Source organism: Bacillus sp. B2-WWTP-C-10-Post-4, assembly GCF_009183805.1.
GTDB lineage: Bacteria > Bacillota > Bacilli > Bacillales > Bacillaceae_G > Bacillus_A > Bacillus_A cereus.
In genome coordinates this window covers 1-10083 of the sequence record NZ_WEII01000131.1, presented here as the reverse complement: position 1 = coordinate 10083, position 10083 = coordinate 1, and the positions used below count along the sequence as shown (strand labels likewise).

The following is a 10083-nucleotide window of genomic DNA, read 5'->3' as shown; positions in this document are numbered from 1 at the left end:
GATATGAATGGAACAGGAATTATTATAAAACAATATACTGCGAAAGAATTAAATGTGAGTATTGGAGAAAGATTGATCGGATTAGAAGAATTGAATGGATGGGTTTGGTGCGAAGGAAGAGATGGTGAGAAGGGCTGGGTACCAAAGGAAAACTTACAAAAATATTAATAATAATATTTGATCAATAATTAGGAAACATATTTTTGCTTATGAGTATATTGGTTGTAGGATAAAAAGTAGATTAATAGAGAAAGAGGAGGAGATTATTATAACTACAACCGTTATTTCACATTTTTACAATGAAGAGTATTTATTGCCATGGTGGCTTATGCATCATACGAAACTTTTTGATCATGGTATTTTAATTAATAAAGGTTCAACAGATCGTTCCGTTGAGATTTGTAAAAAATTCGCACCGCATTGGGAGGTGCGAGATTCTGTAAATCCAGAGTTTGATGCATATGCGACAGATCATGAAGTGATGAGGATAGAACAAGAAGTACAAGGATGGAAAATGATTTTAAATACGACTGAGTTTCTTTGCGTGCAAGATAAAAATCAGTTTTGGAAATCGCTAAATGAATTGGGGGGGAGGATGTATTGGCTGGACGGGCTTATTATGGTTGATGATCCTAACTACAACTATCCGGACCTTAACTTTGGAATACCTTTAATGAAACAGCGATTTCATGGTTATTTACCAGAAGATTGGCCGTTATGGAGAAGAGGTAGATTTATTCATAATCATGAGCATGGAAGTTATACGGTTGGAAGACATTTATCTGCGCATGAATCGATGATTTATCCACCTCTTGCCTGTATATTATGGTTTGGGTTTAGTCCGTGGAACGATGCGATGAGAAAGAGAAAGTTACAAATTGGTCCGACTCTTTCTGAAGCTAGTAAGCATGGGGGAATGGGGACGCACCATATTATTACGTCGGAAAGATTAGGAGAATGGTATAAGGAATTAGCGAGAGGAACGAAGGATTTACGTTTTAATGATGCATATCGTTATGTTTTTGTATAAATGATTTCCACCATAAAATTGTTTCTTCAATTCCTGTATTTAGATCGTATGTTGGTTTCCAGTTTACTTCAGTTTTTAAACGTTCTACATTAACCCCGACAAATAAAGGTTCATCTTTAGAGAAAGGGATTGCACCTAGTTTAATTAAATGTTCTTTTCCTATCTTTTTAGCAATGATAGAAGCTAACTTTTTAATTTGTACAGATTGACCAGAAGCGATATTGATGGTGCCTGTAACGCTGTGTTCTAATATTGTTACGAGAGCGTCAGCGACGTCACTCACATGGAGGAAATCTCTCGATTGTTTTCCATGTGTACATAGTGCTTCCTCGTTTTTTAATAAGGAAGTGATAATGTTAGAAACGAGCCGATTACCTTGTTCGTGAGGTCCATACATATGAAAAATGCGGCCCCAACACATGCTGAGGCCTGTTTGTTGTGCATACGTTTCTAGCCAGGAGTGCAGTGCATTTTTACATAAAGAATACGGGGTTTTATAGGAAAGGAGCGGTGAATCTTCAAATAATACGCCGTTAAACCATTCGTACTCTGCGCCAGTACCTGCAACGACAACACGCTTTCCGCCGCATGTTGTGAAGTGTTGAATCAATGAAATACTAGACTTTAGCCAATAGTAATTATTAATAGATACATAGCATGCTGGTGGCACTGCTTCCCAAGCAAGGTGAATGAGATGGCTAGGCTGAACATCCGAAATGAATTGTTTTACTTCGTCATCGCGAAGAAAGTTTACTTTATGCCAATGGCAAGGGAGGTGAGAGGGGTTATTTTTATTATACGTGGCGTGCACTTCATATCCCTTTTGTATAAGTGAATGTACAACATATTTACCTATCCAGCCACTACCACCTGTTACAACAACTTTCTTCATGGCTCGATCACCTCAATTTCTGGAACCGTCACTAAAAATTTACCGCCCCATTCACGAATGAAAGAGCATTCTTTCATAATTTCGTCTTTCAAATTCCAAGGAAGTATAAGAATGTAATCCGGTTTTGTACGTTTAATTTCTGCTGGAGATTTTATTGGAATACGAGTTCCTGGTAAAAGGAGATTTTGTTTGTGAGGATTTTTATCTACTGTATAAGCTAGAAATTCTTTACCTATCCCGCAATAATTCAAAAGGGTGTTTCCTTTAGCTGGAGCACCGTAACCGATAATTTGTTTGTTTAAAGCTTTCGCTTCAATAAAAAACTTTAAAATATTTATTTTCAATTGTTCGATGCGTTTAGAAAAAAGGAGATAGCAATCTAATGTATCTAACCCGTGGTCGACTTCTTTTTGAATTAATTTTGTAACATTGGAATGGATAGGTGATTGGGCACTTAGATGGTTTACAAAAATCCGTAAGGAACCACCATGCGTTGAAAGTTCTTCTACATCAACAATTTGTAAATGATGATAACTTAAAACTTTTTGAAGGCTTATAAGTGAGAAGTAGGAAAAGTGCTCATGGTAGATAGTATCGAACTGTTTAAAGGATATGAGGTTTAATAAGTGTGGGAATTCAATTGTTATCGTGCCATCTTGTTTTAATAACGTTTTTAAACCGGCAACAAAATCATGCAAGTTTGGAACATGTGCTAATACGTTATTTGCGACGATTAAATCAGCTTGTGGCAATTTTTTTGCTAAGTCATTACTGAAAAAATTTACATGAGTAGGAATTCCTTTTTTGATAGCAATTTCTGCTACGTTTTTCGCGGGTTCAATTCCCAATGTCTCGATATTTTCTTTTTTAAAGTATTGTAATAAGTACCCATCGTTACTTGCGATTTCAATCACTTTTGAATGTTTCGTTAAGTTGAAACGCTTAATAGCCATTTCTACATATTGTTTAGCGTGTAGTAGCCAACTTGAGGAGTAAGAGCTGAAGTATAAATAGTTATGAAAAATATTTTGTGGGGATTCAAATTCATCTAGCTGGACGAGTAAACAAGAGTTACAAACAAATGTGTGCAGCGGATAAAAAGGTTCCATTTTATATGAACTTTCAGGAGCTACAAATGAATTAGCAAGAGGGGAAACGCCCAAATCTAAAAAAGTGTTGGTTAGTAATGAGTGGCAAAAACGGCATTTTTTCTGTTCCATTTTATAGCCCCCTTATAAATTTTTGAATGCATCGATTTGTTGTCGTGTGAAAGATTCTATATTTTCACCAGATGCATATTTTTTGTACCAATCAACAGTCCAAGCGATAGCATCATCTGTTGATAACTTAGGAGTCCAGCCGAGTTTGTTTACTGCTTTTGTACTATCGAGTGTTAAAACAGGTGATTCATAAGGAGTATTTGTAGAGGAGGAAATGATTGTTAGTGGGTTATTCCATAATTTTATTACAGATTCAATGACATCATGAACGGTTCTGTTAGGTTCATTCATTGGGCCGAAATTCCACGCTTCTGCATATTTAGCATCATTCCAAAGTTTCTCAGCTAAAAGGATATAGCCATGTAAAGGATCTAAAACATGTTGCCACGGACGGACGGCATATTTGTTTCGAATACACAAAGTATGATTGTGCAAATATGCCCGAATGATATCAGGGAATAATCGGTCTTCTGCCCAATCACCACCGCCGATGACGTTACCAGCTCTGACTGAGGCGAGTTTCTGGGTATTAGTGCGGAAGAATGATTTTTGATAGGATGTTGCCACTATTTCAGCGCAAGCTTTACTAGCGCTATAAGGGTCGAAACCTCCTAGTCGGTCATTTTCCACGAACGCTCGGTCGCCACTACCGTCATTCTCATAACATTTATCGCTTGTCACATTAATAATGGCACGTACGCTTTCGATGGACTTTGCTGCTTCTAGCACGTGAACAGTACCTAAAACATTCGTTTTGAATGTATCGATAGGGTTTTTGTATGAAGCGGTTACGATTGGCTGAGCTGCTAAATGAAATATTATGTCAGGTTTATGCTGCTTCATGGCATGAAATAAAGAATGGTAATCTGTAATATCGCCTTTCATTGTCGTGCACTCTTTTGCTACGTTACCTTGTTCAAAAGTGTTAGGAATGGATGGGGGATGAGAAGAAAAGCCTACTACTTCTGCACCTAAAGAACTTAAGAAAAGGGTGAGCCAGGAGCCTTTAAATCCAGTATGTCCTGTAATAAATACTTTTTTCTTATTCCAAAAAGATGATGAAGCCATATTACCAAACCTTCCACGGAGCGTTATTACTTTCCCATAGCTCGACTAATTTATTTTTATCGCGCAATGTATCCATCGGATGCCAAAAACCAGAATGTTGATATGCGGCCAATTCATTTTTGTTTACTAACTGAACTAAAGTGTCTGTTTCAAAAACAGACTTATCTCCACTAATGTAATTGAAAACTTCAGGATTTAAAACGAAAAATCCACCGTTAACCCATCCGCCATCACCTAATGGTTTTTCTTGAAAAGATGTTACAGACTGTTTATCTAATATGAGAGAACCGAATCTACCAGGAGGTTGTACGGCAGTAACAGTAGCCATTTTTCCATGTTTTTTATGGAATGTAATAAGTTCTTTTATATTTACATTACTTAATCCATCACCATAAGTGAGGCAGAAAGGTTCGTCTCCGACATAATTTTGAATCTTTTTCACTCGGCCACCCGTTTCGGTATTTACACCAGTATCGATTAGTGTAACTTTCCATGGTTCTACACGATGAGAATGGCTAGTAATTGTATTATCGTTTAACTGTATTGTGAAATCAGACATGTGTAAGTTGTAATTTAGAAAGAACTCTTTAATTGCATATCCTTTATAGCCTAAGCAAATAATAAACTCAGTAATCCCGTAATGACTATACAAACTCATAATGTGCCATAGAATGGGTTTTGTTCCAATTTCAATCATAGGTTTCGGTTTTAAATGTGTTTCTTCCCCAATTCTTGTACCGTACCCACCAGCAAGAATAACAGCTTTCATTTTTTCCTCCTAAAATAAAAATTTATTATTTATACAGTATTCATGTTTTATGCAAATGAGATTGTTTTTGATTAAGTGAATGAAAATGTTTGAGGTGATGACGATGCAGAAAATATTACGGTTTGAATTTTGGAAATAATTTTTGATATTCAGGGTTATGACGGAGGTCTTGTGTTAGGTTACTAAGCTCTAAAAAACGTATGTCCAGTACTTCAGGAGATTGACCGTAATGTGTTTGAAGTCCCATTTGAACACCCCTTTTTGAAAGGGTAGGTGTAATTTGTAATTTTCTTGCTTTTGATTGTTCATTCCAAGGGCTAAAATAAAATTTTAAAATAAATGAAGGATAGTCATAAATTATATATCCGTGCCGCGAATGATGTCTACCAGGTAAATATGCACCGTCTAGATGATTGTGAATAAATCTCCAAGCACATCCGAGATTTGGGTTATAAGGGAAGACACCGTGGTATCGCTGTTCTACTAAGGGGATAGAATATCTAGGCTTTGAATAATTATAATTATGATTATCTATCATTAAAATCATTCTAATCGCATACATGTTTTGGCCTAGTGTATGAAGAGATGAAAAAAATTCTTCAGTATTATTACAACAAAAGAATTCAGTAGTATTTAAAACGATTTTCCAACCTGAAACTTCTCTTTCAATTTCCATCACTTCAATATCAGTATTAGTTGGATCAAACTCAAGAAATCTTGAATTTCGTACTTCCCAGTGGGGTGCTAATAGTTTACAAATCTCTACGGAACGATCTGTAGACCCTCTATTAATTAAAATGCCGTGATCGAATATTTTCGTGTGATGCATAAGCCACCATGGAAGTAGGTATTCTTCATTATAAAAATGAGAAATGATTGTCTTTTTCATATTAATTCCCTCCTATACAAGCAATCATTATTAGTAGGATATGCTTTTAAATAAGAAAGGTTAAAAGTGGCAGACAATGTAGTGATTAGGTAGTAGTTTAGTAATTTTATTGTATAAGTGTAGATTACTCGTATTGAATCATCATAGGAGGAGATTGGGATTTTGTATAAATTGTGAATAATAAACCGTCACGTTTGACTGTACAGTTTATGTATTGTATGATGTAAGTAATATAAACAAGGGGGGAAGATCGTTGGGAAGGTGTATCGAATCGGACAGTTGGCTCTCATGGCTCACGTGTCGAAACGAACGATTGATTATTATACGAATCTAGGTATCTTAAAAGCGGAGCGATCTCAATCTAATTATCGCTATTACGACGAAACAGCATTTGAGACATTACAATTTATTGAGAAGTGCAAAGAAATGCATATGCCGCTTTGTGAGATTAAAGAGAAAATCGAGGAGAAGAAGAAGCTGCTCGGTATCAATGAACACGTTTCGAAACAAGTGAATGAAGTGACAGACCATATTCATCAATTAGAAGTGGAGCTTACTGAGTTAAAGCCGCTTTTAGATGGATTGACTGATTCACAACGTGAAAAAATATCGAAATCTTTATCTGGTCAAACGACAGCTTTAATACAGACACTTGCTCTATTATTATAGAATAAGTGAAATCCGACCTCTTTAATTTTTGTATCGGGCTATGTTTTCTAACGAACAAATAAGAAAACATTATAGTATACAGGAGGTGGACACCTTAGTTTTTTAACTAAGGGGATTCATTGGAAATATTTAATTTAGTCATGGTTGCGATTTTAATCGCATTTACTGGATTTTTCGTAGCAGCAGAGTTTGCGATTGTAAAGATACGTTCAAGTCGTATCGATCAGCTTGTTGCGGAAGGAAAACGCGGTGCTTTAGCAGCGAAAAAAGTAACAACAAATTTAGATGAATATTTATCTGCTTGTCAATTAGGTATTACAGTTACAGCTATGGGATTAGGTTGGTTAGGTGAACCGACAATTGAAAAGTTATTACACCCGTTATTTGAGAAATGGAACTTAAATCCTTCTATTTCATCAGTATTAACATTTGGTCTTGCTTTTATGATTATGACGTATTTACACGTTGTAGTAGGGGAATTAGCTCCGAAAACGATGGCAATTCAAAAGGCTGAAAGGGTAACGTTATTATTGGCAGGTCCATTAATGATGTTCTATAAAGTAATGTATCCATTTATTTGGGTATTGAACGGTTCAGCTCGTGTGATAACTGGTTTATTCGGTTTAAAGCCAGCTTCAGAACATGAAGTAGCTCATACAGAAGAAGAATTACGTCTTATCCTTTCAGATAGCTATGAAAGTGGCGAAATTAATCAAGCTGAATACAAGTATGTAAATAACATTTTTGAATTTGATAATCGTATTGCAAAAGAGATTATGGTACCGCGAACAGAAATCGTTGGTTTCTACCTGGAAGATTCAGTAGAAGAACACATGAAAGTGATCCAAAATGAGCGATACACACGTTATCCGATTTTTGGAGAAGATAAAGATGATATTATCGGTATGGTCAACGTAAAAGATTTCTTTATTCGATATATGACCGAGGATCAAAAAGATTTATCATCTATTCGCTCGTATATGCGTCCGATTATTGAAGTGATGGAAACGACTCCAATTCACGATTTATTACTTCAAATGCAGAAGAAGCGAATTCCGATGGCTGTTTTATATGATGAGTACGGAGGAACAGCCGGAATTGTAACGCTTGAAGATATCTTGGAGGAAATCGTCGGCGAAATTCGTGACGAATATGATGAAGATGAAGCACCGCCAATTCAACATGTGAACGAGCAACATATCATTGTTGATGGAAAAGTGCTTATCTCAGAAGTGAAAGATTTATTTGGATTACACATCGAAGAAGATGATGTGGATACAATCGGTGGATGGATTATGATGCAAAATCATGAAATCGAAGAAGGACAACACGTTGAGGCGGAAGGTTATGAATTTAAAGTGTTAGAAAAAGACGCTTACCAAATTAAACGTGTTGAAATTCGTAAGATGGAACAAGAACAAGAAGAAGAAGAGAAAGCAGCAACTGTGTAAGTTGCTGCTTTTCTTCTAAAGTACAAAAAATGAGAACTTAGGAGCGGATATTTTGATTCAAGAAGCCTTACGTGTATATCGATTACAATTGTATGTGATCTTTAGTGGTTTACTACTTATGTGGACGATTACTCCGTTTGGAAAACAAGTGACAGGGTTCGGTATTGGATTAGCAGTAAGCGCCTATTGTCTTTGGTTATTAGCTCGCAGAGTGGAGAAACTCGGAAAAAGTATCGTAATGAAGGAAAAGGCTCCTGGATTAGGAGTTTTAAACCGATTTGCAGCTGCTATTTTAGGAGCTATCATCATGTATGAAATTGAGCATGAAATGGAAATGTGGGCATTCGGTACAGGTATTTTAGGTGGTCACTTTTTAATGATTGCAAATTTAGCGTATGCAAATATGCAGTTAGTGAAAGAAGAGAAGCAAAGAGAACATGCTTCGAAAAACATAGAGCTATGATGAAAGGGACCTAATCAGGTTCCTTTTTTAGTTTAGCGATATGATACAAGTAATCAAATTAATGACAAATATAATACGCTTCTTTTTTGTGTTTTTCAATAGTATGAAAAATAATAAAAAAATTTTAAAAAACCCATCGATTTCTAAAGGTTATGTATGTTATTATGACAAAAGACTTTTTGAAAGAGGTGGATACCAATGTTACAAGCGCTACTTATTTTTGTGCTTCAAATTATTTACGTTCCAATATTAACAATCCGTACGATTTTGCTTGTAAAGAATCAAACAAGATCCGCTGCTGGTGTTGGATTGTTAGAAGGAGCTATTTACATTGTCAGTTTAGGTATTGTGTTTCAAGATTTATCAAATTGGATGAACATCGTTGCCTATGTCATTGGCTTTAGTGCGGGACTGTTATTAGGCGGTTATATAGAGAATAAATTAGCAATTGGTTATATTACGTATCAAGTTAGTTTACTAGACCGTTGTAATGAATTAGTAGATGAATTACGTCACTCTGGATTTGGCGTTACAGTATTTGAGGGCGAAGGTATTAATTCTATACGTTATCGCTTAGATATCGTTGCAAAGCGTTCTAGAGAGAAAGAACTTTTGGAAATCATTAATGAAATTGCACCGAAAGCGTTTATGTCTTCGTATGAAATTCGCTCGTTTAAGGGTGGATATTTAACGAAGGCGATGAAGAAAAGAGCGTTAATGAAAAAGAAAGATGAACATGCATCGTAAAAAAAGAGGAGTAGTGCTGCATTAAAAGTGCAGTATAAGTCCAAATGTAAAAGAGAGGAATCTATTTTGATGTAGATTTCTCTCTTTTTTTATGAAAAATATTCATCTATTAATTCAAAAAAAACTAAATCGTATAATTATTTTTTTTACTCATTCTCAAATTAATGATTAGCCATATAATTTGAAAAAATACCGGTATGATAAACGCAATTAATAAAACGATAAGTGATATTGATTTAATTTCAGGTGTTTGAATAACACCAGCCCCATCAACATCTCGTAGCCAAATAATAGCGGCCCATATTCCAAAAACGATAATCCAAAATATGTTACCAATCCACCAAGAAATCCATCGTTTTTTCATGTTAGCACCCCCTACATTTATCTACTGTTAAAAGTATATTTTCGTTCGTTACATTTATAATGAAACAACTTTAAAATCAGTTTTTAACTGTATATCTAACTTGTTTGAAGGTTACCATTTCTCCATCATCATTATCATCTTTCGTTTGGAAAAGTTGAACTTTTGGTTTGTAGTCTGTCCTATGAGAGTGTTCGATATCTTTAATGTTAAGCTTGTAGGATTCACTATTTTTTAGTTTTTGTTCCAATACTTTTTTATTAGCAACATAAATAAAAGTTACTTTATTTTCATCAATGCCTTTAGTTTTAATTTCTAATTCATTATCTTTTGCTGTGATCGTTGGTGTTAATAATTCCATACTGCCTTTCCCGCTTTCTAAAGAATTCTCTGCTATAGTTGAACATCCTGATAATATGATTCCAGTGAATAGAAGAACAGCTAATTTCTGTTTCATAACATCCCTCAATTCCATGTGAATTTTGATTTTGGTATTGCTAGATTACTAGTGTGGAGCGTAAATG

General features: G+C 35.3%; 13 protein-coding genes. 6 read left to right on the top strand and 7 right to left on the bottom strand.

What is annotated here, in order from left to right:
- On the top strand, positions 1-168 hold a 168-nt coding region (locus tag GBN78_RS26370), incomplete at its 5' end, for an SH3 domain-containing protein (protein WP_264298955.1).
- Between the two features lie 61 nt (positions 169-229).
- Positions 230-1030, top strand: coding sequence for a glycosyltransferase family 2 protein (locus tag GBN78_RS26365; protein ID WP_076774856.1), 801 nt, complete (start codon positions 230-232; stop codon positions 1028-1030).
- On the opposite strand, the gene GBN78_RS26360 is transcribed toward GBN78_RS26365, so the two are convergent.
- The 5 genes from GBN78_RS26360 to GBN78_RS26340 form a co-directional block, all read right to left on the bottom strand.
- Positions 999-1922 (bottom strand): NAD-dependent epimerase/dehydratase family protein, encoded by a 924-nt coding sequence (locus GBN78_RS26360; protein WP_152127871.1) that lies wholly within the window; start codon positions 1920-1922, stop codon positions 999-1001. The genes GBN78_RS26365 and GBN78_RS26360 overlap by 32 nt on opposite strands.
- Positions 1919-3142: a class I SAM-dependent methyltransferase gene (locus GBN78_RS26355; RefSeq protein ID WP_152127870.1), complete on the bottom strand. Its 1224-nt coding sequence runs from the start codon at positions 3140-3142 to the stop codon at positions 1919-1921. Before GBN78_RS26355 ends, GBN78_RS26360 begins: the two co-directional genes overlap by 4 nt.
- Positions 3143-3154: 12 nt before the next feature.
- Positions 3155-4210, bottom strand: a complete 1056-nt coding sequence (gene rfbG, locus GBN78_RS26350) for a CDP-glucose 4,6-dehydratase (RefSeq protein WP_000168666.1) — start codon at positions 4208-4210, stop codon at positions 3155-3157.
- A 1-nt stretch (position 4211) separates the two neighbouring features.
- The gene (gene rfbF, locus GBN78_RS26345; protein WP_000648807.1) at positions 4212-4979 is read right to left on the bottom strand and encodes a glucose-1-phosphate cytidylyltransferase; all 768 of its coding nucleotides are present in this window, start codon (positions 4977-4979) and stop codon (positions 4212-4214) included.
- Between the two features lie 115 nt (positions 4980-5094).
- Positions 5095-5868: a glycosyltransferase family 2 protein gene (locus GBN78_RS26340; protein ID WP_000750974.1), complete on the bottom strand. Its 774-nt coding sequence runs from the start codon at positions 5866-5868 to the stop codon at positions 5095-5097.
- Positions 5869-6129: 261 nt separating this feature from the next.
- On the opposite strand from GBN78_RS26340, the gene GBN78_RS26335 reads away from it, so the two are divergent.
- The 4 genes from GBN78_RS26335 to GBN78_RS26320 all read left to right on the top strand — a co-directional run bounded on the left by GBN78_RS26335 (position 6130) and on the right by GBN78_RS26320 (position 9198).
- On the top strand, positions 6130-6537 hold the full coding sequence (locus tag GBN78_RS26335) for a MerR family transcriptional regulator (protein ID WP_000285635.1): 408 nt from the start codon (positions 6130-6132) through the stop codon (positions 6535-6537).
- A gap of 119 nt (positions 6538-6656) precedes the next feature.
- Entirely contained in the window at positions 6657-7988 is a 1332-nt protein-coding gene (locus GBN78_RS26330) for a hemolysin family protein (RefSeq protein ID WP_000402257.1), read from the top strand.
- Between the two features lie 52 nt (positions 7989-8040).
- Positions 8041-8451: an ATP synthase subunit I gene (locus tag GBN78_RS26325; protein WP_044584707.1), complete on the top strand. Its 411-nt coding sequence runs from the start codon at positions 8041-8043 to the stop codon at positions 8449-8451.
- A 198-nt stretch (positions 8452-8649) separates the two neighbouring features.
- Positions 8650-9198 carry a DUF2179 domain-containing protein gene (locus tag GBN78_RS26320; protein ID WP_000938438.1) on the top strand — a complete coding sequence of 183 codons (549 nt, stop codon included), beginning with the start codon at positions 8650-8652 and terminating at the stop codon, positions 9196-9198.
- A gap of 124 nt (positions 9199-9322) precedes the next feature.
- Here GBN78_RS26320 and GBN78_RS26315 read toward each other — a convergent pair whose 3' ends face one another.
- Complete coding sequence (locus tag GBN78_RS26315; RefSeq protein ID WP_000747679.1) at positions 9323-9562, bottom strand: DUF3923 family protein; 240 nt, start codon at positions 9560-9562, stop codon at positions 9323-9325.
- A gap of 76 nt (positions 9563-9638) precedes the next feature.
- Positions 9639-10034 carry a hypothetical protein gene (locus GBN78_RS26310; protein WP_100616887.1) on the bottom strand — a complete coding sequence of 132 codons (396 nt, stop codon included), beginning with the start codon at positions 10032-10034 and terminating at the stop codon, positions 9639-9641.
- Between the last annotated feature and the right edge of the window lie 49 nt (positions 10035-10083).